The sequence below is a fragment of the Hymenobacter aerophilus DSM 13606 genome, assembly GCF_000382225.1.
Taxonomy (GTDB): domain Bacteria; phylum Bacteroidota; class Bacteroidia; order Cytophagales; family Hymenobacteraceae; genus Hymenobacter; species Hymenobacter aerophilus.
The window spans coordinates 47866-69863 of the sequence record NZ_KB907810.1; the positions used below are offsets into that span (position 1 = coordinate 47866).

Sequence of the window (21998 nt, forward strand, 5' to 3'; positions counted from 1 at the left end):
GGCGGGGTGGCGGGAATCAGTAGAACAGGGGCTGCTGAATTGTCAGGCATAACGTCGCAAACGCAGATTAACTAAAGTAATCAGCGAATATAACCGGAATGCCTGCAAATAGGACTATCTGCTTAACTCAGCTCGAACTGTAGGCGCAGCAAGTTGGCGTAGAGGCCGCCTTCCCGCTCGCTTAGCTCGTCGTGGGTGCCCTGCTCCACGATACGGCCGCCGTCGATAACCAGGATTTTATCTACTTTCCGGATGGTGCTCAGGCGGTGGGCGATGATGATGCTGGTGCGGTTCTGCATCAGCTCGTCCATGGCGCTTTGCACCAGCTGCTCGCTCTCCGAGTCGAGGGCCGAGGTGGCTTCGTCGAGGATGAGGATGGTGGGGTTTTTGAGGATGGCGCGGGCAATGGCCACCCGCTGGCGCTGGCCGCCCGAGAGCTTCAGGCCCCGGTCGCCGACTACCGTATCGAGGCCCTCGGGGAAGCCCTCGATGAAGCGCCAGGCGTTGGCTCGCTCGGCAGCTTCGATGATTTCGGCGTCGGTGGCCGTGGGGCGGCCGTAGGCAATATTCTCGCGGATGGAGCCGCCAAACAGCATGGTTTCCTGGGGCACAATGCCGATTTCGCGGCGCAGTTCCGTCAGGTCGTAGTCGGCGGCGGGGCGGCCGTCGAGCAGAATCTGGCCGCCGCTGAGCTCGTAGAACTGCATCAGCAGGCCGGCAATGGTGCTTTTGCCGGCGCCGCTCGGGCCCACCAGGGCAATTTTCTCGCCCGGGCGAATGTGGAAGTCGATGTCCTGCAGCACGGCCAGGTCGGGGCGGGTGGGGTAGCGGAACGCCACGTGGCGGTACTCAATGTCGCCGTGCAGCCGCAGCGTGGGCGTGGCGGGCGGCAGGGTGCGCTGAATGGGTTCGGAGGGCTCGTCGAGCATTTCGAGGATGCGCTCGGAAGCGCCCAGCGTGCTCTGGATTTTGCCGTACAGCTCGCCCAAACCGCCCACCGAGGCCCCGATGAAGATGGTGTAGAGCGCAAACGAAGTCAGGTCGCCGATAGACATCTGGCCGGCCGATACGAGCGAGGCCGCCCGCCACAGCACCAGAATAATACCGCCGAACAGCCCGATAATAACGAACGACACGAAGCCGCCGCGGTACAGGTTGCTGCGCAGCGCCGCCCGCACCGTACGGGTCAGCGAGGCGCCGTAGCGGCCGGTTTCGAAGGCCTCGTTGGTAAACGACTTCACCGTGTTGATGCCCTGCAGGGTTTCCTCGACGATGACGTTGGTCTGGGCCAGCTCGTCCTGCGTGAGCTTGGCCAGCACCCGGATTTTGCGCCCGAAAAATATGGCCACCACCACAATGGGCGGAAAGGTGAGCAGCATGAACAGCGAAAGTTTCACCGACACGAGCATGATGAGCGTAATGCCGCCCACCAGCGTCACCACCTGCCGGAACAGCTCGGCCAGCGTAATCGAAAACGAGTCCTGCACCTGCGCCACATCGGCCGTAATGCGCGACATGACGGCGCCCACGCGGTTGCGCTCGAAGTAGGGGATGGGCAAACTCACGAGCTTGGCATAAAGCGCCTGCCGAATGTCGCGGACCGTGTACTCGCTCACCTGCGTGAAAAACCAGATGCGGCCGAACGAGCTGATGCCCTGCAGCATAATCACGGCAAACAGGCCCAGCGCAATCTGGTTGATGGACACCGGCGCGCCGTCGGGCCAGCGCATGGGCGTGCCGTTGGCCGTGTCGGTGAGCTTGCCAATCACCCACGGAAAGCACAGCACCGTGGCGCTCGACAGCGTGAGCAGCACCATACCGATGCTGAATTTGGCGCGGTAGGGCAGCGTGAAACGGAAAATCCGCAGCCCCTGCCGCAGGCTGTCTTTGCTAAGCTTCTTCTTGGGCACGTCCGCCTCGACGGTTGCGCCGCTGGTATTCATTCCGCTACGGGCCATTCTGTTTTAGAAGTGAGAAATGAGAAGTGAGAAGTGAGATGAACGACTACAGAGCCAGTCGTTCATCTCACTTCTCACTTCTCATTTCTCATGTCTCAATTCACTTAATCAAATTTGGGTTTGCCCTGCTCCACCTGCAGGCCCTCGGAAACGCCGAACGGCACGGGCAGCCGCACCTGAATGGGCACGGGCTGGCCCTTGCGGGTGGCGGGTTTCCAGGCCGGCATCTGGCCCAGTACCCGCAGCGCCTCGGTGTCGCACTCGGGGCTCAGGGGCTGCACCACCGAGGGGTTCGTCAGGTGGCCGTCGGCTTCCACGGTGAAGGTCATCACCACATGGCCGCTGATTTGCTTGACGCCGGCGGCTTCGGGGTATTGTAGGTTCTGCTGAAAAAACTGGTTGAGCCCTTTTGCCCCGCCCGGAAACTGGGGCGGCACGTCGGGGCGGTTGGCGGCGGGCCGGGCCTGCGCCTGCATGCGCCCGGCCTTCAGCTCGACGGGTTTGCGGGCCGGCGCCGGCTGCTGCGCCCGCGCTTCCCAAAGCCCCAAAGATACAAGCAGCAGAATGAAGGAAAGATGTTTCATAGCGGGGCTTAGGTTTTAGCGCTTAGGTTGTAGGACTTAGTGCTTAGCAGAGAACGTCATTCTTCGCTGCGCGCTGCATGACGTTCTCTGCTAAGCACTAAAATCTTAAGCCCTAACAACAACCCTTACGCTACGGGGTTCAATTCGAGGTTGCGGGGGCGCGAAATCAGCCATAGGCCCAGGAACGTGAGCAAGCCGTTGAGAATCAGAATCTCGAAGCCGAACTTGTAATCCCACCACTGCTCGGAGTTGTGGTTGATGAAATAGGTGAGCAGCGGCGTGAACAGGCACAGCGGCAGCACCAGCCTGTCGCGCAGGCCGCGGCTGGTGAAAATGCCGAACGAGTACAACCCCAGCAGCGGCCCGTAGGTGTAGCCGGCCGCCTTGAACACGGCCGTAATCACGCTCTGGTCGTTGATGGCGCGGAAAATCAGGATAATCACAATCAGCACCACCGAAAAGCCCAGGTGCGTGAGCTGGCGGATTTTCTTCTGCTTTTTCTCCTCGTACTGCCCGATGCCGAGCATATCCACGCAGAACGAGGTAGTCAGGGCCGTCAGGGCCGAATCGGCGGAGGCGTAGGTAACGGCGATGATGCCCAGAATGAACACGACGCCGGCAAACAAACTGAAGTGGTTGGTGGCCAGCAGCGGAAACACGTCGTCGCCGATAACGGCGCCGGTGGTGGGGTTGACGGGCAGGCTGATGCCCTTGGCGGCGGCGTACTGATAAAGCAGCACCCCGAGCGAAAGGAAGAAGATGTTGACGAGCACAATGGCAATCGTGAACCAGAACATGTTTTTCTGGGCATCACCTAAGTTGCGGCAACTCAGGTTTTTCTGCATCAAATCCTGGTCGAGGCCGGTCATCACGATGGTGATGAAAGCGCCCGAGGCAAACTGCTTCCAGAAGAACTTATCGTCTTTGGGGTCGGAGAAATAAATCTGCGACATGGAGCTTTCCTTCACCGTTTTCACCAGCCCGGCAAAGCCCAGGTTCAGCTCGTCGGCCATCAGGTAAATGCTCACGGCCACGCACACGAGCATGGCCATGGTCTGAAAAGTATCGGTCCAGAGAATGGTTTTGAGGCCCCCGCTGAAGGTGTAGAGGTAAATCAGGAAGATGGCCACCGTCACGGTAGCGGCAAACGGCACGCCCAGGCTATCGAACACGGCCAGCTGCAGCACGCCCGCCACCAGAAACACCCGGAACGCCGCCCCCACGGCCCGCGAAAGCAGAAAAAAGAACGCGCCTGTTTTGTAGCTCCAGAACCCGAACCGCTGCTCCAGGTAGGTGTAGATGCTCACCAGCCGCAGCCGGTAGTACAGCGGCATGAGCACGGTGCCAATCACGAGGTAGCCCACCGTGTAGCCCAGTACCACGGCCATGTAGCTCCAGCCCTGCCCGGCCACCATGCCCGGAATCGAGATGAACGTGACGCCCGACAGGGAGGTGCCAATCATGGCAAACGCCACCATGTACCAGGGCGCGTTGCGGTTGGCAATAAAGAATGTTTCGCTGGTAGCGCCGCGCGAAGTGAGGTAGGCAATGATGATCAGGACCACAAAGTAGCCCGCAATCAAACTCAGAATAAGGGTGGGGGACATTTCTTAGTACTTAGTGATTGGTACTTAGTGCTTAGGCTGTTCTCAGAACCGAGGATAGCACCAAGGGAAGCAGAAGTAAAAGCCAAAACTACGATTCTACAGCTGCTTGCGGGAAAGTCCATAAAAACTCAATCATACCGGAACGGCCTAAGCACTAAGCACCAATACCTAAGCACTATCCTACTCCCAGTCCTGCCAGCGGAGCACTTCGCCCACGGCGGGCAGGTGTAGCTCGGCGCGCAGCATGCCCGAGGCGGCAATTTCGGTGATGAGGCGCTGGGGCTCCGAGGCGGGCTCGTCGCTCAGGTCGAAGGTGCCGTGGTGCATGGGCACCAGGTGGCCCGCCCGCAGCTGGTTGGCCGCCTTCGCCGATTCGTGCGGGTTGGTGTGGCTGCCCTGCATCATGTAGGCCGGCTTGTAGGCCCCGATAGGCATTAGCACAATATCCAACGGCCCGAACTGCCGCTCAATCTCCTCGAAATGCCCGCTCATGTTGGTGTCGCCGGCGAAGTAGATGGTACGGCCGTCGGGCAGGCGCAGCAGCAATGAGCCCCAGAGCACCACGTTTAAATCAAACAAACCCCGGCGGTACCAGTGCGAGGCGGGCAGCTCGAACAGCTCGAAGGGCGGGTTGGGGCCCAGAAAGCGCAAATCGAACTGCTGCCACCAGCCGGCTTCCTGCACCGGCAGCTTGGACGCCATGCCGCGCAGCAACTTCTGGGTGCCTAGTGGCCCGAGAGCCCGCAGCTGCGGGTTCTGGCGGGCCAGCAGCTTGATGGATGGCTCGTCGAGATGGTCGCGGTGGCCGTGGCTGAGCAGCAGCAGGTCGATGCCCACCAGGTCTTGGGGCCGGCAGGGCAGGGCGTGGCGGCGGCGCAAGCCCACCGACGAAAACAGCACCGGGTCGGTAATCATGTTGACGCCCGCCACCCGCAGCACGAAGCTGGAGTGGCCCAGCCACAGCAGCCCGTCTTCCCGGCTCTGCAGAAAGGCCTTGCCATCGACCACTTCCGGCGCCCAGGTGTCGGCCTCCTTTTCTTCTTTCTGCGGATTCTTGCTCAGCTGCCACTTCAGCAGCGTGCTGAACTGCGGCTCGTACAGCTCCTCGCCGTTGCAGTATTCGTCGCCCACCATTTTGTTGCCGGGGTAGTTGGGCTTGATAGTGGGCAGATCGGGGTTGCGCACGTAGCGGACGGAGGCCATGCAGGAAGCGAAATAACAGAACAAGGTGCCAGGCCGCCACCGCAAATCGGGCCGGGCAGCGCGGCAGCTAAAGGCCAATAAGCCGAAGCCAGGCCGATAAGTTTATTGGACTGAAAATGGCCTAGTAGCCCCAGGGCGAGCCGTAGTAGCTGCCCGGCTGGGTTGTGGCCCCGTTGCTCACGCGCACCCCACCCGACACCGAGAAGTGCTCCGTAACGCGGTAATCAGCCCGCAGATTCACGCCCTGGCCCAGGTTGCCGCCAAAGCCCGCGTACGGGTTCACGCCTAACTGACCCAACTGGCCAGCCGGCGTCAGGTCTTTCCAGGCCGAGCCGGTGAGCAGCAGCCGCTCCGACAGCGCATACTGCCCGCCGCCCTGAATGAGCAGGCGGTTGGTGCCCGCCAGCGGTAGCCGTTGGCCGTTTTCGGCCAGTGGGGCGAAGGCGGCGCCCGGCGTAGTGCGCAGATACGTGAGGCCCCCGAACACCGCAAACCGCTGGCTCAAGGGCAACGATACCGTGGGGCTGAGCCAGCTGGCCGCGCCGTAGCGGCCGGCAAACGTGGTGCCGGCCTGCAGGCTGTACGAGGGCTTCAGGCCCGGCTTGGGGGCAGTGGGTGCGGTGGTGTCCTGAGCCTGGGTGGCGAAGGCGAGCAGCAGGGCAGCGGGCAGCAGATAAACGAATCGGGGCATGGCGAAAGATACGAAAGCGCGGAACAGGGCCCGGCGGTGCGGCGCCCTGCCATGCAAAGACCGCAACTGCCAAATTGGTTGCATGCGCTAACTACAACTGAGTGGCGCATCGGGGCAAAGCCGTTTCTTTACAAACTATCTGCCTGCTTTTTTATGTCCACCGAAGAACTCCAGCCCTACCGCCGCTTCCCCAACGCCACCGTGGCCCAGCCGCTGCTGGAACTGCTCTACGCCCACGGCATCGAGGCCGAAACCCGGCTCGATCAACCCGCTTTCGACGTCTCGTTCGCCTTCAACGAAACCAGCCGCTACTGCCTGGTACTGCTGCACCCCGCCGATTTTGCCCGCGCCCAGGCCCTGGAGCAGCAGGCCGCCGAGGCCCAGGCCGCCAACCCGCCCGCCGACTACTACTTGCTGGCCTTCACCAACCCGGAATTGTCCGACATCCTGCTGCGGCCCGATGAGTGGAGCCCGCTCGATGTGGCGCTGGCCCGCCGCCTGCTGGCCGAGCGCGGCGCGCCGGTAAGCCCGGCCCGGCTGCAGGAGCTGCGCGACCAGCGCCTTGCAGAGCTGGCCCGGCCCGCGCCCCGGCAAACCGGCGGCGTGGTGGCCGGCTACGCGCTGGCGCTGCTGGGCGGCTTTTTCGGGCTGCTCATCGGCTGGCACCTGTACGGGCACCACCGCCGGCTGCCCACCGGCGAGCAGGTACCCGCCTTCCAGCCCGCCGACCGCGCCCACGGCCTGCGCATTCTGGTGCTGAGCAGTATAGTTCTGGTGGCGCTGCTGGTTTGGTACGGCTACCGCGTGCTGGGATAGGGCCGCGGGCGCGGCGGTTGCCGCTTATTGCCGCCCCAACAGCAAGCCCCGCCGGCATATGCCAGCGGGGCTTGTTGTTGAGCATAAATGGGCGAAGCAGCTACCGCACCTTGCTACCCAGCCAGGCGGCCCGGAATTTCTTCTGAGCCTTGCTGAGGGAGCGGCCGGCGGCCTCGTAGGTTACCACTTCCAGGGCCGGCTCCTCGATGAGCGTAACGGGCACGGTCTGCACGCCGGTGCGGGTGCGGGCTTCCACCTGCAGCACGTCGCCGGGGCGGTGGGCGCTCAGCAGCTCCTGCACCGCGGCGGCGCTGCTCAGGCGCTGGCCGTCGAGGCGCAGCAGCACGTCTTCGCGGTCGAGGCCGGCCAGGTACAGCGGCGAGCCGATGGTGGTGCTGCCCAGCGTGGCGGTGCTGTCGGCGGCGTTCAGGCTCAGGCGGGCGCCCAGGCTGGCCTGGCCGGGGCGGGCCGGGCGCACCAGCAGGCCGGCCGGGGCCAGCAGGGCCGGGTAGTCGGGCCGCTGGTGGCCGTAGATGTGCTGGCGGAAAAACTGCCCGGCAAACGCCGTGTCGCGGGCCACCTCGCCCAGCACGCGCTGCAAATCGGGGATGGTGTAGGGGCGGGCGGGCGTGTAGTTGGTTTGCAGCTTGCCGTACTGCTGCCACATGGCGCGCATAAAGGCGTCGAGGTCGGTTTTGTAGCGCTGGCGCAGCTCCAGGTCGAGGGCCAGGGCGTTGGCCGCCCCGATGTAGTAGTGGCTCAGGTAGTTATTTGCCCGGTTGTTGGGGTCGATGGCCACGGCCGCATCCACGAACGGGGCCAACTGGCTCATGTGGATGGGCGAGTAGCGGCCCGCGCCGGGCGCCAGCGTCATGGCACTCACCAGCCCCGTCAGGGCCTCCTGGCAGTATTCGGTGTCGGTGGGGTAGATGCCCGAGCGGCGCAGCAGCAGCTCGCCGTAGTACTGCGTGAAACCCTCGGCAAACCACAGGTTGCGGCTCATGTTGGCCTGGCTGAAATCGAAGGGCTCCAGGTCCTGGGGCCGCAGCCGCTCCACATTCCAGGCATGGAAAAACTCGTGCGACACCGTGCCCAGGTTATCGAGCACGCCGGGGCCGCGCAACGGGCGGCGGCTGGTGAGCGAGGTGGAATTGCGGTGCTCCATGCCGTCGGAGCTGGTTTGGGGCAGGTAGTTGGCAATGAAGGTGTAGCGGCCGAAGTCGAAGGCCGGCATCTCGCCAAACACCGCCGCCGACTCGCGCACGATTTTCTGGGTCTGAGCCGTGTAGGCGTCCAGCTCGGCGGGCGTGCCCTCGTGCAGCACCTGCAGCTCAATGGTGCGGCCGCCTTCCTGCCAGCGCCGCACCTGATGCTCGCCCAGCGAAGTCGGCGAATCGAACAGGTACTGCAGGTGCGGGGCCGTGAAGGTGGTGCCGGCCGCGTCGGGCTGCAGCTGGGTGGCGACGGTCCAGGAGGCGGGCAAACCGGCAAACTGCACCTGGGCCGGGCGCTGCTCCAGGCCGCGGGCGTAGGCCAGCGTGGCGGGCGTGTGCAAGTGGGCGTGGCGGGCGTCGATGCCCACGTAGGTGCCGTCGGTCCGGTCGCCAAACAGGGTGTAGCTGAACGTGACGGTGCCGTCGTGGCCCGCCACGTCCCAGCCCGAGGGGTCGGGTTTGCTGATGGTGAGCGGGCGGCCCTGCGAGTCGGTGGCGGCCACGTCGTACACATTTTTGGCGAATTCGTGCAGGGCGTAGCGGCCGGGCGACGAGCGGGCCATGCGCACGTGCAGCGGCCCGGCCGGTACCTCCCGAAACGTCACCGTCACGCGGGCTTCGTGGTGGACGGCGTTGGGGAAAGCCAGGTTGTAGTGCACCGGGGCCTGGGCCTGGGCGGGGCGCGCCAGGGCCAGCGGCAGGCTCAGCAGCAGCAGGGCCGCAGTTTTGCGCATCAGCATAAGGTGATAAGTTGAGGTCAGGAAGAAGGAATGAAGCCGCTAACCTAAGCAATTTGGGCAGCTAGCAGGCCGAAACCCCCGAAAATATCCGGTGGCCGCCCTCTCAATTGGGCGCCTGTTCGCCCGGAATTTCCCGCCATACGCTGGCTTCCACCATGCCGCCGTAAAACTGCCCGGCCGGCGCCGCCCGCAGCCCCAACCGCGCCAACTCGGCCTCAATGGGGGGCCGCCGCCGCCCGCTGATGCCGGTAGTCAGCCCGAAAAAGCCGTACATCAGCTGCAGCAGCAGCCGGTGCCACCAGCGGCGCGGCGGCCCGAAATCGGCCAGCAGCCACGCGCCGCCGGGCTGCCGGTGCGCGCCCAGCCGCGCTACCAGCTGCCGCAGCCGGCGGGGCTCAAACAGATCGAGCAGGAAAAAAGTAATCAGCACCTCAAACTGCTCGGTCGCGGCCAGCGCCGCCTCGGTGCCCAGCCGGAATTCCACCTGGCCCGCCGCCTGGGGCCAGTGCCGGGCCAGCCACTGCCGGCTGCGCGCCAGCATGCGCGGGGCCGCTTCGAGGTACACGATGCGCGCGCCGGGGCAGCGGGCCAGCACCTGCCCCAGCACCCAGCCCGAGCCGCCGCCCACCACCAGCACCCGCGGCCGGCCCGCTGCGGGCAGCCCTGCCGCCAGCGCCGCCTGCTGGGCGCGCTGCAGGGCCCGCCCGTACACGAGCCGGGCCAGCGGGTCGTAGAAAGCGGCCACGTAGTCGAAACCGGAATCGGGCAGGGAAGCGGGCATGAGCGTGGGCGGGGTAGGGCAGGGGCAGTAGGGGCGCCAAGCTACGGCCCGCCGCCGGCTTTTGCGCGCCGGGCCGTATGTTTAGGCACTATGACCAAGCATTTGCGCCGGCTGCTGGCCGGTTTTACGTTGTTTCTGACCGAGTTTGCCGTCACGCTGGCGCTGGGCACGGCCGGCGTGGTGGCGTTTCTGGCTTTGAGCCGCGAGGTGTTCGACCAGGATGTGGCCACGTTCGACGCGGCGGCTTTCCAGTGGACGCGCGGGCTGCTGGGGCCGGAGCGGCAGCAGTGGGTGGAGGCCGTGACGTTTCTGGCCTCGCGCAACTTTATTACGGTGGCCGGGCTGGCGCTGGTGGCCTGGCTGCTGCTGGTGCGGCGGCGGCGCTGGTACTCGCTGCTGGTGCCGGTAGTGGCGCTGGGCTCCATCACGCTCAATCTGCTGCTCAAGCAGATTTACCACCGCCCCCGGCCGCTGCTGCCGCTTACTTCGGCTTCGGGCCTGAGCTTCCCGAGCGGGCACGCCATGATTTCGGCCTCGTTTTACGGCCTGCTCATCTATTTTGCCTGGAGCCGGCTGCGGCACCACCCGGTGCTGCGCTACGCCACCGTTTCGGCCCTGGCGGCCCTGATTGTGCTCATCGGCCTGACGCGGGTGTACCTGCGGGTGCACTACGCCACCGACGTGCTGGCCGGCATCACGGCCGGCCTGGCCTGGCTGATAATTGCCATTCCGCTGCTGCAGCAGCTGGAAAAGCGCGTGAAAAATCGGTTTCGCAAAGACCCGCAATTGGCTGAAAAAGAGCTTCAATAGCGCGGAAACGGAATTTTTGCGGATGTTTTTTCAGCTTTTTTCAGCAGAAAACTTGCAGCGCGTCCGAAAAACCGTCTATCTTTGCAGCATCAAAAGGCCCTCCCCGGAAGGCCGGACGATAAAAGCTGCGCTTGTGGCGAAATTGGTAGACGCGCTGTCTTCAGGCGGCAGTTCCGCAAGGTGTGGGAGTTCGAGTCTCCCCGAGCGCACGAAAAGCCGGTCCAGCAATGGACCGGCTTTTTTCGTTCTTGCCGACCGGCGCGCAAAGCCCTAACCCGTACCTTATGGAGAAGCCGCCCGCTCGTTTTGCCCGGTTGCTGCCGCTGCTTACGCTGCGGGCCGCGCTGCTGGTGGGCGTGTTTCTGGGGGCGGCGGCGCTGTTCTTCTTTATCACCCGGGTCGTGTTCGTGGCCCACTCGGTGCGCTTCGACGACTGGGTTTTCGGGCACTTTGATGCCCTGCGCGCCGCCTGGCCCCAGCTGACGCCGGTGGTGCGGGCCCTCACGTTTTTCGCCTCGCTGCCCTGGCTGGTGGCGGCCGGGCTGGGCATTCCGCTGCTGCTGCGCCGCTGGGGCCACCCGCGCGAAGCCTGGGAAGTGCTGCTGGCCGTAGCCGGTTCCTCGTTGCTGAATCAGCTGCTGAAAGGCTATTTCCAGCGGCCCCGGCCTTCCACGGCCCTGTTCTTCCAGCCCGGCCTGAGCTTTCCCAGCGGCCACGCCATGATTGGGCTGGCCCTGTACGGCTGCTTGGCCTGGCAGCTCTGGCGGCACCGCCACCACCCGGTTTGGGCCGCGCTGCTGCTGCTGTTCGCCCTGTTCATCGGCTTCACCCGCGTGTACCTGCACGTGCACTACGCCACCGACGTGCTGGCCGGTTTCGCCGGCGCCGTGCTGTGGCTGGTGCTGCTGCGCGGGGCGTTTTTGGTGAGAAGTGAGAGGTGATGGTGTGATGGTGTGATGAGGTGAAGGGGTAAAAAGGCTGTCATTCTGGGCGCAGCGAAGAATCTCGCGTGCAGTGCTGACTCCTGCCAACAAGATTACTTTGGCACGCGAGATTCTTCGCTGCGCTCAGAATGACAATCCCATTTCCCCTCACCTCATCACCTCCTCACCCCACTTCACCCAGCTTCACCTTTACCCGTAGCGCCAGCAGGCCTTTGGTGCCTTGCAGCTCCTCCAGCTCCAGCTCCTCGATTTCCTCTTCGAGCAGGCCCCGGTCGTGCAGGTAGTCGAGGTACTCGAAGTATTCGTCGGCCTCGCGCTGCTGACTGTACACCAGGGCCAGGCAGCCGGGCTGGGTGAGCCGCTCGCCGGTGCCCATGATAGTGGACTTGTCGATGCGCTTTTTGATGATTTCGTAGCGGATGTTGTAGGCGCCGTCCACGTCGAACTGGCGCTCATCCTGCCGGAAACGGATGCTCAGGGGCTGGCCGTGGATGAGGATGAGTTGGGTGGTTTCGAGCGGCACGGGCAGCTGGTCGCGCAGGGCGGCGGTGCGGCGCGTGATTTCCACCATCGTCAGCAATTGCCAGAGGCGCAGGTTTTTAAGAAACACCAGGTCGAAGGGCTTGTCTTCGACCAGCGCGGCGCCCACGTAAATGTTGTACTCCACGCCATCGGTTTTGAAGCGCTGGAAGTAGTGCGGGAACATGGCCTGGGCCTGGGCGTCCTCCTCGTCGAGGTAGCTGGCAATGGCGTCGTTGAGCTGGGTGGTGCTCTGCTCGAAGGCCTTGCGGCGCTTGTAAAGAATGCCCAGCTCGGGGTCAATCTGGGCCCAGTACTGGGCAATAACGGGCCGCAGCTCGGGCGTGTTCTGGCCCAGGTACTCAAACAGCGGCTCCATTTCGGTGCGCAGCGAATCGAAAATGCTCACCTCGTCGCCGCTGACGATGCCCTGGCGCAGGCGGCGCAGGTTCTTGTTCACGTAAAACTTCAGCTCGTCCAGAATGGGCAGCTGCTGGAAGTCGGAGGCCTTTTTGAGCACCTTGCCGGCCAGCGTGAGGTGCTCAATCAGGTCGCCCTGAATGGCCTCGTTGCGGGCCGTGCTGCTGCCCCGAATATCGCAGGCGCCGTGCAGCGGGTACACATCATGAAACACGATGTCCTCCATTTCGGCCTGGCGGTTGCCGTCTTCGTGCTGCTGGAGCAGGTTCTGGGCCGCGTCGGTAAAGCGCCACTCCATGGTGGGGTGGATGGCCGTAAACTTCTCTTTCACAATGGCCTGCACGCGGGTCTGTAGGTCTTCGGCGTTGCGCTTCACGGCCACCGCAAACAGCGGCAGAAACTGGTTCACGTACTCCAGGCTGAACTCATTGAGCTCGCCCACCACGGGCGAGGCCAGCTCCAGCAAGCCCACCGTGTCTTCGCCGTAGGGCAGCAGCGCCAGAATGGCCGAGCGGATGCCCATGCTCAGAATCTGCTGGCGCAAATCTTCCGGAATGTCGGCCTGCTCCACGTTTTCGAGCACCAGCGGGCGGCGGTCGGCCCAGAGGCGGCCGTAAATCTGGCGGAAGCCCGAGCCGGCATCGGCGCTGTGCAGCTGCTTGGTGAGGAAGCTGTGGTTGATTTTGCGGCCGAAATCCACGAAGGCGCGCTTTTTTTCGTCGTAGGCGGCAATGCCCAGCTGCAGGGCGGGCTTGGCAAACAGCACCCGCAGCTTTTCCTGAATCTGTTCGAGCCGGTCGGAGGCCTGCAGCACGTCGCGCTCCAGCAAATCGTACTTCAGCTCCGACAGCACTTCCTGCTCCGTGACATCGACGAGGTGCAGAATGTTGAAGCCTTCGAGCACGAAGTTTTCGGGCGGCAGCAACTCCAGCCACAGCTCGGTGCGGTGGGGGTTGCGGCTGAGCTGCTCCAGCTGCTCGGGGCTGAGCTCGGGCTTGTCGCCCACCACGTGCACATCGAGGAAAGTGGAATTGAAATCGACGCCGTAATGGCGGTAGAGGCCTACTTCGTAGTCGGGCACCGTAAAAATCACCCCGCTCTGCAGCGGCAGCTTCACGCCGTACACCTTGTCGAGCACCAGCTGGTAGGCCATGCGGGTGGTGTACACTTCCAGCTGCTCCATCGTGATGTTGAGCGGCTGCTTGATGATGTGCTGGGCGTTGAGCAGCACGTCGGCGAAGCGGGGCGTGTAGTAGAAGCTGTGCCGCTGAAACGGCGCCACCACCCCGATAATATCGGTGCTGAACGAAGCCGGCGGAAACACGGCCAGCATCAGCGTTTCCACCAGGTCGCAGTTGCATTCCAGCAGGTTCAGGTCGGTGATGGGGCCGCGGGCCCAGTCGGCGGCCGCTACCTGGGCGGCTACCGAGCGCGAAAGCAGGGCCACGCCCTCGTTGGCCGAGGCCTCGCCGGCCTGCCAGTAGGCAATCAGCGGCTCCAGGCTGAGCGTGGTCTGAAACGGGAAGTGCACGGCCGGGGCCGCAGAGGCTGCATTCCGGGCAGGAGCAGTAGTGGGGGCGGCAGCAGCGGCGGAGGCGGAGTCGGGATGCATAGAAAGCAGAAAAGCAGACCGGCCGCCACCGTAATGGCGGCGGCCGGTAGAAGGCTATACGAAACGGGCCCGCGGCCGGACGTCGGTGGCGGCGGCCAGCCGCCGCGGCCGGCTCAGGGTTGCCGCTTTACCGGCAGCGGTATCAGCGCGTTTTTCCGGTCCGGGTCGGCCAGGTCGGCGGTGGGCACTAGGCTGCCGTTGGTGTACACCTGCTTGCGCACATTCTCGAAGCAGGTGCAGCAGCCCTCGGCCCGGAAATTGGTTTGCAGCTTTACCGTGTCGATAGCGAAATCGAACGAGTGGGGGGCGTTGAAACGGGCCGGGGCCAGGTACAAATAGTAGGAGTAACGGTCGAGTTTGCGGTTGCCGGCCTGGGCAAAGGGCGTAGTGTTGTTGATGATGATGGGCTGCGTGGCGCGGGCCGTCGTGCGCTTCAGCTGCACCGTGTCGGCGCGGGGGCGTTGGGCCGTGTCGCGGGGCACGCGCACCAGGTACACGGTTTCCAGCTCGGCCGGCACGAAAGCCGGGCTCGTGGCCGTGCCCACGGTATCAAACTGCAGGCTGATGGCGTCGGCATAGGCATCGTCGCATTCGCAGGCCGTCGAGCCGCAGCAGGCCGCCAGGGCCGTAGCCATGATAACAAGGGAAAACCAGGTGAGGAAGGAGCGCAGCATAGGCCGTAAAGATAGGCGGCGGGCCGCAAGGGTTGCGCATCCGCCTCGGCTCCTCAACGCACAACTTGCCTGGCCATTGCCTGCCGCGCCGGGCCGATGTACTTTTTCTGCAGGCGCTTGAGGTAGGCCACCGAGGCAGCGGAAAACACCGGCGGGCGCATTTTATCCCGCCGCGCCGCCCGCTGATACAGCAGGAAAAAGGCCATCGGGTCATCAATGGAGGCCAGCAGCTGGGGCCGGTAGCCCTGGCGCTCGATAATGCGGGCCATAAAAAAGCCCGGCAAGTGGCCGTTCGAGCCGTTGGACAGGCGCCGGTAGTAGCGCAGCGCGGGCCGCGGCGCCGTGGGCCGGGCCGCCGTGGCCTGCAGCACCGAGTCGAGTTTGTGCAGCACGGCCGGGGCGCCGGCCAGCAGCCAGTCGTAAATGTCGGCCGAGTCGGCGGGCGAGCGGAGCTGCACGCGCTTGTCAATCAGGTCGGCCACGCCTTCGTTCAGGGTCATGTGCAGGGCGTTCAGCAGGGGGCGGTCGACGGAATCGGCGAAACTGAAATCGAGGCCGGGGCGCAGCTGGTGGTGGACTTCGTGGGCCTCGAGGATGCCCGCTTTGGGCTTGTTCCAGTCGATGGCTGATTTGAGGCTGAACACGAGGCCCTGCTGCTCCGAAATAGCGTCGTTGCCGATGGCCACGTAGGCCAGCTGCAGGTTGGCCACGGGGTGGCGGGCGCGGGCCGGCAGAAACTCGTAGGCCAGCTGGTACATCAGGTCGAGGTAGCCGGGCTGCTGGGCCGTTTGCTGCAGGTAGGCCCGAAATTCGGGCTCGCGCCGCCGGTACTCATCGTTGAGCACGTAGTACCAGGAGTTGGCCTTGAGGCGGGCGCGGCGCAGCGAGTCGAGGCTGGGGCGGTAGGTGACTTCAATGGCGCGGCGGTAGGCTTTCAAATCCGACTCGCCGAACACGCTGGCGATGTAGCGGCGGTTGGCAGGCACGGCCACGAAAGCGGCCCACATGGCATCGGTCAGGGGCTGGTCCTGGCGCAGGGCCGCCGCCATTTCCCAGTACCGCTCGGCGGCGTCCACGTTCACAGTTTGGGCGGCTGCCGGCCGGGCCAGCAGGCCCAGTAAGGTCAACAAGAGGCAGAGTGGTTTCATAGCGCAGCAAAGTAGGCATTAGCAGGCAACGAGGAGCCGGGGATTGGATTGTCGGAATAAAACTGTCATCCTGAGCATTCCGCGAATTGAGCGGCGACGAAGGACCTAGACAGAAGCTAACCTCAATAGATACCTTCTGTATAGGTCCTTCGCAAGCTCAGGATGACAAACCACCAACGCATCCCCCTATCTTGTGGGCCTATGCTTTCTGTTCTGTTTCGCTGCCTGGCCCTGCTGCTCGGCGGCACCCTGTTGCCCCTGGCGCTGGCCGCCCAAACTCCCCCCATCCCGGCCCAAACCCTGCCCGTGCCCGCCACTGCCCCGCCGGTGCCCAATCTGAGCTGGCTGGAGGAGCAGCTGCGCACCTCGCCCGTGCTGCGCCAGCACCAGGTGGGTTTGAGCCTGGCCGACGCTGGCACCGGCCAGCCGCTGTTCGGCTACCAGGACAGCCGCTACTTCACGCCGGCCAGCACCACCAAGCTGCTCACGCTGTATGCCGGCCTCACGCTGCTGGCCGCCGACTCGCTGCCCGGCCTGCGCTATGTGCCGCGCGGCCCCGATACGCTGCTGTTCTGGGGCACCGGCGACCCCATGCTGCTGCACGGCGACGTGCCGGCGCGCCGCGTTTTCGAGTTTCTGCAAACCCGGCCCGAAAAGGTGCTGCTCTACGCCCAGGTGCCCACGCCGCCCGCCTTCGGCCCCGGCTGGAGCTGGGACGATTACGGCTACTATTTCCAGCCCGAGCGCAACGCTATGCCCATCTACGGCAACACCGTGCGCTTCTACGGCCGCCCGGCCCCCGCCGGCCCGCGGGTGCTGCCCCGCTTCTTTCGGCCCCTGACGGCCCCCGCGCCCGCCACCCGCCCCAACCCCGCCAACGACCACGTGCAGCGGCCGCCCGAGGAAAACCGCTTTTTCGTGTTCCCGGCGGCCAAAGCCTGGGTGGATGAGGTGCCCTTCCGGACCAGCCCCGCCCTGCTGCTCCAGCTGCTGCAGGACACGCTGCGCCGCCCCATCCTGGCGGCCGGCCCGCTGCGCCTGCGGGCTACTGATTCGGTGCGCATTGTGCGCACGCTACCGCCCGACTCGCTCTACCGCCGCATGCTGCGGGTGTCGGATAATTTTCTGGCCGAGCAGCTGCTCATGCTCTGCGCCGCCACCCTCGCGCCCGACTCGCTGAGCCCCGCCCGCGCCATCCGGACGATGCAGCAGAACTACCTGCGCACCCTGCCCGATGCGCCGCAGTGGGTGGATGGCTCGGGCCTTTCGCGGCTCAACCTGTTCACGCCCCGCTTCCTCACGGCGTTGCTCGTGCGGCTGCACCAGCAGGTGCCCGAGCCGCGGCTGCTGAGCTGGCTGGCGGCCGGCGGCGGCCAGGGCACGCTGCGCCGGGCCTACCTGGGGGGCAAAACCGGGCCCTGGCTGTGGGGTAAAACCGGCACGCTCACCAACAACCACAACCTGGCCGGCTACCTGCGCACCCGCTCGGGCCGGCTGGTAGCGTTCAGCTTCTTCAACAACAACTACGTAGTGCCCACCCGCGAAATCCGCCGCGAAATGGAGCGCCTGCTCACGCGGGTGCGGGAGGAGCTGTAGAAGATGATGCGGATAGAAGCTGGGGACTGGGTAAAAAAGGTTCTGGTATTGAATAATTATGCGCATGTTTAAGGCCACGTAGCCGTTGTATAATTTTCAAAATTAATTTTTGGAAAACTATACAACCTGTGTATAGGTAAGTGGAATACAAGTTGCAAACCTATACACACGATGCCCATTACTTCTACCGACACCGTTACGGCTGCGGTACGGGACTATTTCCGCCTTACGCAGCAGGAACTGGCTGATTGGCTGGGCGTGAGTGCGGCCCAGGCCGGTCACCTCGACACGGGCCGGCGCGAGTTGGCCCCTTCGACCAGCGAAGCGCTGGCCCCACTGCTGGCGCAAGTGCAAGCGGCAGCCGCGGCGGCTACTCCGGGTACGCTCCGGCTAGCATCGGCCCAACCGGCCCTGGCGCTTGCCCCGCCCGCGTCGGCGCCGCTGGAAGCCCGCCTCGACGACTGCCAGCACCGGGCCCGCCGCCTGCGTCGGCAGCTGGTGCCGCTGCTGGCCCAGGCCGAAACCGCCGCCCGCTGGGCCGCCGCGCTGCCCGCCCTGCACGCCGCCCTGCCGCCCGACCCCGGCCCCGCCGCCGAGCCCAACCCGGCCACCAACTGGCCCGCGTGGCAAACCTGGCACCGCCACCGCTGGCTCGATGCCCGCCCCACCCAGCTGCCCCCCGACCAGAGCGTCCGCTACCACCTGCTGCGCCTGCGCGCCGAAGCCCTCGAAGCCGAAGCTGCCGGGCTGGCGGCGCTGCTGCCCCCGGCCGGTTAGCCGCGGCGGCCGGCGTAAAATATAATTGCCGCAAAGCAGAACTGCGCTTGCGTAAGTGCCTGAGGTTGCTAGTTTTGAAGCGCAATCATTGTTTCACTCTTTCCTCCCATTTACTTGTTATGGCGTACGATGTGAACACCTTAAAAGACCGCGCGCAGTGCCTGACGGCCAAAGCCAGTCTGGAAGCTGAGCTGGATGGCTACCAGAACCGCGACCAGAACCTGGCCTACCAGGACCGCCGCGAAGGCCGCACCGGGGCCTCCAATGCCTCGCGCCTGGCCACCGCCACCGACCGCGTGAACTATCTGAACGACCAGCTGGCCCGCCCCGACCTCTCGGACGCCGACCGCAACCGCTATACCGACCAGCTGCTGACGGCCAATTACCAAAAGGCCCGCCTGCAAAACCGCACCGCCGACAGCGGCGGGGCCGCCGCCTTCCTGGCCGATGTCGACTCCGACCAGATTGATGCCCAGGTGGCCCTGCTCAGCGGGGCCATCACGGCCGTGCAGGCCCGCCACGACGCGCTGCCCGCCTGACAAAATTAGCGTCGCCGGTAGGCATAGAAAAGCCTCTGACAAATTGCCAGAGGCTTTTCTATGCCTATTCTACTTGTCTTATTTCGTCTTACTCGTCTACTTCAGCAGCTGGGCCAGGGTGGTTTGCAGGGCCGCTCCGCGCAGGTTCACGGCCACAATTTTGCCGCTGGGGTCGATGAGGAAGTTCTGGGGGATGGCCTGGATGTGGTAGCGGGTGGCCGCCTCACCCTTCCAGCCGTTCAGGCCCGACACTTGGGTCCAGGGCAGCTGGTCGGTGGCAATGGCTTTCAGCCACTTTTCGCGGGCATTGGACTCATCGAGCGATACGCCCAGCACCGTGAAGTTGCGGCCCTTGAAAGCGTTGTAGGCCTTTACCACGTTGGGGTTTTCCTCGCGGCAGGGGCCGCACCAGCTGGCCCAGAAATCGACCAGCACAAACTGGCCCCGCAGGCTGCTGAGGGCCACCGGCTTGCCCTCGGGCGTGGGCAGCGTGAAATCGGGCGCCACAGCCCCCACCGACACGGTTTTGAGGATGGCCAGCTCGGCGGCGTAGCGCTGGCCGGCGGGGCTGTTTTGCACGGCGGGCGCCAACAGCGCAAACAGCGGGGCCACCTCGGCGTAGTTGGGCACGGCCCCACCCATCGACTTCACCGCATCAAGGCTCACCATGGAACCCGGATGGGTGCGGATGAAGGTGGCGTACTGCTGATTTACGATTTTGTCCAGGGCTTCCTCCTGCGCATCGCTTTTCGCCTGGAACTCGGGTGTGCGCTGCTCCTTGGGTGTGGCCCGGTAGGTGGCGTACAGGGCCTTGAGCTGGTCCTGGCCGGGCTTTAGCAGGGTCTGGAGCTGCTGGAAGTCGGTGTTGAGCGGCGTGCCCGCCAAAGCGGCATTGCCCAGCGAGTCGGGGCTGGTAAGACTGATAACACCCGGTTCGAGGTAGAAGGTAATCCGGTCGGCCTGACCCGTGCGCAGGCGGCGGCGGTTGCCGTTTTGTAGCAGCTGCACCAGCACCTGTTTAGGCTCGGTCACGGTGCCTTTCAGCACGAAGGCGCCATTCTTTACTTCCGCCGAGTCGAGGCGGCCCGTGCCAAACAGATATACTTTCGACCTGGGGGCCACTTTGCCCAGCTGCCCTTTAATGGTGAACGGAGCGGGCGTCTGGGCCTGGGCCACTACGGGGGCGGCGGCCAGCAGCAGGCCGAGGAGCGTTGTTTTCATAAAACGAAATGGATGGAAAAGGAAGATAAACCGCGCATAATATCCGCAGAATTTCGCAGAAAATGAGGCGGTTGCAGCGCGAAATTTTTATTCCGAACCCCGGCCGTTAGTACAGCACCCGAAACTTGATGGTGTGCTCCACCTGGCGCAGCTCCTCAATCAGGGCCGGCTCGTACTGCTTGTCGACGTCGGTAATCACATAGCCGATATGCTCGTTGGTTTTCAGGTACTGGCCCAGGATGTTGACCGCGTGGGACGCCAGCACCTGGTTGATGTGGGCCAGCACGCCGGGCACGTTGTGGTGGATGTGCATGAGCCGGTGGGCGGCCTGCTCGGGCAGCTGAATATTGGGGAAATTGACGCTCTGCTGGGTGTTGCCGGTGTTCACGTACTGCATCAGCCGCTCGGGCACAAACTCGGCGATGTTGCGCTGGGCCTCGGCCGTAGAGCCGCCGATGTGGGGCGTGAGCAGCACGTTGGGCAGGTCGCGCAGCTCGCTCGCAAACGGCTCGTCGTTGGTTTTGGGCTCGTACGGAAACACATCGACGGCGGCCCCGCCCAGGTGGCCCGAGCGCAGGGCGGCGGCCAGCGCCGCCACGTTTACCACGGGGCCGCGGGCGTTGTTGAGGAATAGGGCGCCCGGCTTCATTTGGGCGAATTCCTCGGGCCCGAACAGGTCCGTGTTTTCGGGGCGGCCGTCCACGTGCAGCGTCACGATGTCGGCCTGCGCCAGCAGCTCGGGCAGGGTGCGGCAGCGGGTGGCGTTGCCCAGCTGCAGCTTCTCGGCAATATCGAAGTAGAGTACCTGCAACCCGATGGCCTCGGCCAGCACCGACAGCTGCGAGCCGATGTTGCCGTAGCCCACGATGCCCAGCTTCTTGCCGCGCACCTCAAACGCCCCGCCCGCCGACTTATCCCACTTGCCGGCGTGCATCTGGGCGTTCTTTTCGGGCACCCGGCGCGCCAGCAGCAGGATTTCGCCCAGGGCCAGCTCCACCACCGAACGGGTGTTGCTGAAGGGGGCGTTGAACACGGCTACGCCCTTTTTCAGGCACTCAGTCAGGTCAATCTGGTTGGTGCCGATGCAGAACGCGCCGATGCCGATGAGGCGGTTGGCGGCCGCCAGCACCCGCGCCGTTACCTGGGTTTTGCTGCGGATGCCGAGCAAACTCACGCCCTCGATGCGCGCTACCAGCTCGTCCTCGTCGAGGCCGCCGGGCACCAGCTCCACCTGGTAGCCTTCCTGGCGCAGCAGCTCGGCGGCGCGCGGGTCGGGGTTTTCGAGCAGCAGCACTTTAATGCGGTTTTTGGGGTAGCTCAAACTCATGGGTAGCTTGTTCTGGTAGAGAAATTCATCGAAGGAGGGCAGCACTTCATCGGCCTGGGCTACCACGGCGGGGCGGGCCACGTTTTCGGTGAAGGCGTAGAAGCGGTCGGCCAAGCCGGCTTCGCGCATCTGAAAGTCGGTGTAGCCGTCGCCGAGCACGTACACCGGCCCCGTGAGGTGCAGGCGCCGCAGCTGCTCGATTTTGCCCCCGTCGCGGCTCAGCACGTTTTCGGGGTCGAAGCCGGTAATGCGGCCGCTTTCATCAAACGCGAACGTGTTGGCCAGCACGAACTCGGGCGCAATGCCGAACTCGCCCACCACCGGCTCGATAAACTCCCGAAACCCGCTGCTCACGATGTACACCCGGCCCGGAAACTGCTCGAAGAAGCCCCGGTTGCGCCGGATGCTCTCCGACACCTTGCCCCGCAGCCGCGCCACCAGCTGCCCGATATGCTCGCGCCGGGCCGGCAGCAGCGCCAGCCGCTGCCTCAACGATTCCGAAAAGCTCAGCTCGCCGCTCATGCCCCGGTCGGTCAGCGCCCGGATCTGCCCCACGATTTTTTCGCGCTCCGGGCTGTTTTCGAGGGCAATATCGGCCAGCTCATCCAGCCCTTCTACCTGCGTAAAAGTGCTGTCGAAGTCGATGATAAGGTAGGGCAGGGGTTGGGGTTCGTCGGGCATATGGGAGGGCAAGGTAGGGCGCGGCGGAACAATGGGACGGGCGGGGGACATCTGGCAGCCTGATTGGAGATAGAAAGTAGCCGCTGTCAGTTGCCATGCAACCTAATACTGTACTTACGGCTCCTGCTTCCGGAGG

At 64.5% G+C, this 21998-nt stretch carries 18 protein-coding genes and 1 tRNA gene; 7 read left to right on the plus strand and 12 right to left on the minus strand.

Features of this window, described 5'->3' with window-relative positions; genetic code table 11:
* Window positions 1-122: 122 nt before the first annotated feature.
* From H145_RS0109840 to H145_RS20780, 5 genes are all read right to left on the minus strand, one after another.
* Window positions 123-1958 carry an ABC transporter ATP-binding protein gene (locus H145_RS0109840; protein ID WP_026351401.1) on the minus strand — a complete coding sequence of 612 codons (1836 nt, stop codon included), beginning with the start codon at window positions 1956-1958 and terminating at the stop codon, window positions 123-125.
* Between the two features lie 104 nt (window positions 1959-2062).
* Window positions 2063-2542: an energy transducer TonB gene (locus H145_RS22750; protein ID WP_083937749.1), complete on the minus strand. Its 480-nt coding sequence runs from the start codon at window positions 2540-2542 to the stop codon at window positions 2063-2065.
* A gap of 125 nt (window positions 2543-2667) precedes the next feature.
* On the minus strand, window positions 2668-4149 hold the full coding sequence (locus H145_RS0109850) for a sodium:solute symporter (RefSeq protein WP_026351402.1): 1482 nt from the start codon (window positions 4147-4149) through the stop codon (window positions 2668-2670).
* 180 nt (window positions 4150-4329) lie between these two features.
* Complete coding sequence (locus H145_RS0109855; protein ID WP_019947985.1) at window positions 4330-5352, minus strand: MBL fold metallo-hydrolase; 1023 nt, start codon at window positions 5350-5352, stop codon at window positions 4330-4332.
* Between the two features lie 121 nt (window positions 5353-5473).
* Window positions 5474-6043 carry a hypothetical protein gene (locus H145_RS20780; RefSeq protein WP_019947986.1) on the minus strand — a complete coding sequence of 190 codons (570 nt, stop codon included), beginning with the start codon at window positions 6041-6043 and terminating at the stop codon, window positions 5474-5476.
* A 153-nt stretch (window positions 6044-6196) separates the two neighbouring features.
* On the opposite strand from H145_RS20780, the gene H145_RS0109865 reads away from it, so the two are divergent.
* Complete coding sequence (locus H145_RS0109865; RefSeq protein WP_019947987.1) at window positions 6197-6859, plus strand: hypothetical protein; 663 nt, start codon at window positions 6197-6199, stop codon at window positions 6857-6859.
* 100 nt (window positions 6860-6959) lie between these two features.
* Here the strand turns inward: H145_RS0109865 and H145_RS0109870 are convergent, their stop codons facing one another.
* The gene (locus tag H145_RS0109870) at window positions 6960-8807 is read right to left on the minus strand and encodes a M61 family metallopeptidase (protein WP_026351403.1); all 1848 of its coding nucleotides are present in this window, start codon (window positions 8805-8807) and stop codon (window positions 6960-6962) included.
* Between the two features lie 109 nt (window positions 8808-8916).
* The gene (locus tag H145_RS0109875; protein ID WP_019947989.1) at window positions 8917-9594 is read right to left on the minus strand and encodes a class I SAM-dependent methyltransferase; all 678 of its coding nucleotides are present in this window, start codon (window positions 9592-9594) and stop codon (window positions 8917-8919) included.
* 90 nt (window positions 9595-9684) lie between these two features.
* Here H145_RS0109875 and H145_RS20785 point away from each other — a divergent pair, with 90 nt between their 5' ends.
* The 3 genes from H145_RS20785 (at window position 9685) to H145_RS20790 (ending at window position 11345) form a co-directional block, all read left to right on the plus strand.
* Entirely contained in the window at window positions 9685-10404 is a 720-nt protein-coding gene (locus tag H145_RS20785; RefSeq protein ID WP_019947990.1) for a phosphatase PAP2 family protein, read from the plus strand.
* Window positions 10405-10531: 127 nt separating this feature from the next.
* Window positions 10532-10613, plus strand: a tRNA-Leu gene (locus H145_RS0109885).
* A gap of 75 nt (window positions 10614-10688) precedes the next feature.
* Window positions 10689-11345, plus strand: a complete 657-nt coding sequence (locus H145_RS20790; protein ID WP_051102996.1) for a phosphatase PAP2 family protein — start codon at window positions 10689-10691, stop codon at window positions 11343-11345.
* Between the two features lie 166 nt (window positions 11346-11511).
* On the opposite strand, the gene H145_RS20795 is transcribed toward H145_RS20790, so the two are convergent.
* The 3 genes from H145_RS20795 to H145_RS0109905 all read right to left on the minus strand — a co-directional run bounded on the left by H145_RS20795 (window position 11512) and on the right by H145_RS0109905 (window position 15721).
* Entirely contained in the window at window positions 11512-13899 is a 2388-nt protein-coding gene (locus H145_RS20795; RefSeq protein ID WP_157541425.1) for a GAF domain-containing protein, read from the minus strand.
* A 113-nt stretch (window positions 13900-14012) separates the two neighbouring features.
* On the minus strand, window positions 14013-14573 hold the full coding sequence (locus H145_RS0109900) for a hypothetical protein (RefSeq protein ID WP_019947993.1): 561 nt from the start codon (window positions 14571-14573) through the stop codon (window positions 14013-14015).
* A 53-nt stretch (window positions 14574-14626) separates the two neighbouring features.
* Complete coding sequence (locus H145_RS0109905; protein ID WP_157541427.1) at window positions 14627-15721, minus strand: DUF5700 domain-containing putative Zn-dependent protease; 1095 nt, start codon at window positions 15719-15721, stop codon at window positions 14627-14629.
* A 201-nt stretch (window positions 15722-15922) separates the two neighbouring features.
* Between H145_RS0109905 and H145_RS20800 the strand changes: the two genes are divergently transcribed.
* The 3 genes from H145_RS20800 to H145_RS0109920 all read left to right on the plus strand — a co-directional run bounded on the left by H145_RS20800 (window position 15923) and on the right by H145_RS0109920 (window position 18633).
* Window positions 15923-17317 carry a D-alanyl-D-alanine carboxypeptidase/D-alanyl-D-alanine-endopeptidase gene (locus tag H145_RS20800; protein WP_019947995.1) on the plus strand — a complete coding sequence of 465 codons (1395 nt, stop codon included), beginning with the start codon at window positions 15923-15925 and terminating at the stop codon, window positions 17315-17317.
* Window positions 17318-17488: 171 nt separating this feature from the next.
* Window positions 17489-18094 (plus strand): hypothetical protein, encoded by a 606-nt coding sequence (locus H145_RS0109915; protein WP_019947996.1) that lies wholly within the window; start codon window positions 17489-17491, stop codon window positions 18092-18094.
* Window positions 18095-18213: 119 nt separating this feature from the next.
* Window positions 18214-18633, plus strand: a complete 420-nt coding sequence (locus tag H145_RS0109920) for a hypothetical protein (RefSeq protein WP_019947997.1) — start codon at window positions 18214-18216, stop codon at window positions 18631-18633.
* Window positions 18634-18729: 96 nt separating this feature from the next.
* On the opposite strand, the gene H145_RS0109925 is transcribed toward H145_RS0109920, so the two are convergent.
* The gene (locus H145_RS0109925) at window positions 18730-19854 is read right to left on the minus strand and encodes a TlpA disulfide reductase family protein (RefSeq protein ID WP_019947998.1); all 1125 of its coding nucleotides are present in this window, start codon (window positions 19852-19854) and stop codon (window positions 18730-18732) included.
* Between the two features lie 106 nt (window positions 19855-19960).
* Window positions 19961-21862, minus strand: coding sequence for a phosphoglycerate dehydrogenase (gene serA, locus H145_RS0109930; RefSeq protein ID WP_019947999.1), 1902 nt, complete (start codon window positions 21860-21862; stop codon window positions 19961-19963).
* Between the last annotated feature and the right edge of the window lie 136 nt (window positions 21863-21998).

Coding starts and splice junctions, on each gene's coding strand:
- H145_RS0109840 (WP_026351401.1), bottom strand. CDS start 1,958: ATGGCCCGTAGCGGAATGAATACCAGCGGCGCAACCGTCGAGGCGGAC.
- H145_RS22750 (WP_083937749.1), bottom strand. CDS start 2,542: ATGAAACATCTTTCCTTCATTCTGCTGCTTGTATCTTTGGGGCTTTGG.
- H145_RS0109850 (WP_026351402.1), bottom strand. CDS start 4,149: ATGTCCCCCACCCTTATTCTGAGTTTGATTGCGGGCTACTTTGTGGTC.
- H145_RS0109855 (WP_019947985.1), bottom strand. CDS start 5,352: ATGGCCTCCGTCCGCTACGTGCGCAACCCCGATCTGCCCACTATCAAG.
- H145_RS20780 (WP_019947986.1), bottom strand. CDS start 6,043: ATGCCCCGATTCGTTTATCTGCTGCCCGCTGCCCTGCTGCTCGCCTTC.
- H145_RS0109865 (WP_019947987.1), top strand. CDS start 6,197: ATGTCCACCGAAGAACTCCAGCCCTACCGCCGCTTCCCCAACGCCACC.
- H145_RS0109870 (WP_026351403.1), bottom strand. CDS start 8,807: ATGCGCAAAACTGCGGCCCTGCTGCTGCTGAGCCTGCCGCTGGCCCTG.
- H145_RS0109875 (WP_019947989.1), bottom strand. CDS start 9,594: ATGCCCGCTTCCCTGCCCGATTCCGGTTTCGACTACGTGGCCGCTTTC.
- H145_RS20785 (WP_019947990.1), top strand. CDS start 9,685: ATGACCAAGCATTTGCGCCGGCTGCTGGCCGGTTTTACGTTGTTTCTG.
- H145_RS20790 (WP_051102996.1), top strand. CDS start 10,689: ATGGAGAAGCCGCCCGCTCGTTTTGCCCGGTTGCTGCCGCTGCTTACG.
- H145_RS20795 (WP_157541425.1), bottom strand. CDS start 13,899: ATGCATCCCGACTCCGCCTCCGCCGCTGCTGCCGCCCCCACTACTGCT.
- H145_RS0109900 (WP_019947993.1), bottom strand. CDS start 14,573: ATGCTGCGCTCCTTCCTCACCTGGTTTTCCCTTGTTATCATGGCTACG.
- H145_RS0109905 (WP_157541427.1), bottom strand. CDS start 15,721: ATGAAACCACTCTGCCTCTTGTTGACCTTACTGGGCCTGCTGGCCCGG.
- H145_RS20800 (WP_019947995.1), top strand. CDS start 15,923: ATGCTTTCTGTTCTGTTTCGCTGCCTGGCCCTGCTGCTCGGCGGCACC.
- H145_RS0109915 (WP_019947996.1), top strand. CDS start 17,489: ATGCCCATTACTTCTACCGACACCGTTACGGCTGCGGTACGGGACTAT.
- H145_RS0109920 (WP_019947997.1), top strand. CDS start 18,214: ATGGCGTACGATGTGAACACCTTAAAAGACCGCGCGCAGTGCCTGACG.
- H145_RS0109925 (WP_019947998.1), bottom strand. CDS start 19,854: ATGAAAACAACGCTCCTCGGCCTGCTGCTGGCCGCCGCCCCCGTAGTG.
- serA (WP_019947999.1), bottom strand. CDS start 21,862: ATGCCCGACGAACCCCAACCCCTGCCCTACCTTATCATCGACTTCGAC.